The sequence below is a fragment of the Mesorhizobium sp. M7D.F.Ca.US.004.03.1.1 genome (assembly GCF_003998635.1).
Taxonomy (GTDB): Bacteria; Pseudomonadota; Alphaproteobacteria; order Rhizobiales; family Rhizobiaceae; genus Mesorhizobium; species Mesorhizobium loti.
This window is the reverse complement of the sequence record NZ_RZQG01001240.1, coordinates 1-1,410: the sequence shown is the minus strand read 5'-3', so window position 1 is coordinate 1,410 and position 1,410 is coordinate 1. Positions and strand designations below refer to the sequence as shown.

1 protein-coding gene is annotated in these 1,410 nt (G+C 65.2%); it reads right to left on the bottom strand.

Annotated elements, in window-relative coordinates; genetic code table 11:
• A partial coding sequence (locus EN935_RS35955; RefSeq protein WP_164771686.1) for an AAA family ATPase occupies nucleotides 1-1,410 on the bottom strand: 1,410 nt, incomplete at both ends.

Here is a 1,410-nt window from a genome sequence, read left to right as displayed (position 1 = left end):
GTCCATCCCGGTGCGAATTTCCGTTTCCAGTTGAAGAGCAAAGACGATGCGATTGACGGCGCCGGCCCCTGCCTCACGGACAAGCTCGGGACTCTTCGCGTAAGCCGCTTCGGCGTCGCGCCAGCCATGCGGCCGAACCTTCTCGAAAGCGCTACGGGCATCCCTCAACTCGCGCATCTGCTCGGGACTGCCCTGCCCGTCCGCATTTCCGCTGCGGAGGATCGCGTCGATCGCGCGCGCGTGACGAACAAGCGCGTTGGTCCGATCCCTGCGCAACGCCGCTTCCGCGTCCACGGGCACATTCGAGTCGCGCGACACTCCCGTGGCGGGCGTTCTCCTTTCGGGCGTGGAGCCAGCATCTCCGATTTGCACCCTAACATCTTCCCTTTTCGGTCTTCGCCCACCTTCCTGCATGGGTTCGCCGTCTTCGGGCGAACGCAGTCCGTCCAGCAGCTCGCCGATCCTGTCGCGCAGCTTCTCCGGAACGATCCGGCGCACAATCTCGACCACACGCTGTCGGAAGGTGATGCCGCGCCGCTCGGCATAGTGTTGCGCCGGGTCGATCTGCTCGTAATCCGACGCCATGTCCTTGGCGCGGTCCCGTGACAGGGAGCGTACCAGCCGGTCCCGTGTGGCAAAGTCATCGCTGCCGTAGTGCAGATTCGTGCCATCGCGATGCCGGGACAGCGCAACGTAGCTCCCATGCGCGTCCATGCCCGGCGTCGCCAGGACATGGGTCCGGTCGACGGTCATGCCCTGCGCCTTGTGGATGGTCGCAGCATAGCCGTGATCGATGTGGGCGTAGTCCTTCAAGTCGAACCGCACCGCTCTGCCGTTGTCCGTGCGCACACTCATGCTTTGCTCGCTGACCGCTTCGATCACACCGAGCGTTCCGTTCTTGACGCCAAGGCCACGTTCGTTGCGCAGGAACATGATGCGATCGCCGCTGGCGAAGTTTCTCGGGCCGCGTTCGACAGTCACTTGCACATCGCCGCCGAGATCGCCGGCAGCGCGCAACCGCTCGCGCGCTGCCTGGTTCAGGGCGCGCACCTCGTCGTTTGTGTGGATGAGAATGATCCGGCTTGCCTCTGGATGCGCCTGCCTGTCGCGATCCCAGCGCTCGACGAGTTCAGCTCGCGCTTCGTCGCGCGTTGCAGCCTGATGCACCATGCCTTGCGCGTCGTAGGCGCCGATCGCGGCACCGATCCTGCCGGTTGCAAGATCGCGCGTGGCGTCGCGCTGCCAGTCCTGGCGCTGCCGACGCACCTCGCCGATTTCGACGCCGCCGTGTCGCTCGTGAAGTGAGCGGAATGCAGCGCCGGCTTCGATCGCCTGCAACTGCTGCGGATCGCCGACGAGGACGACTTTTGCGCCAACGTCCGCCGCATGGGAGAACACGCGCTCCAACTG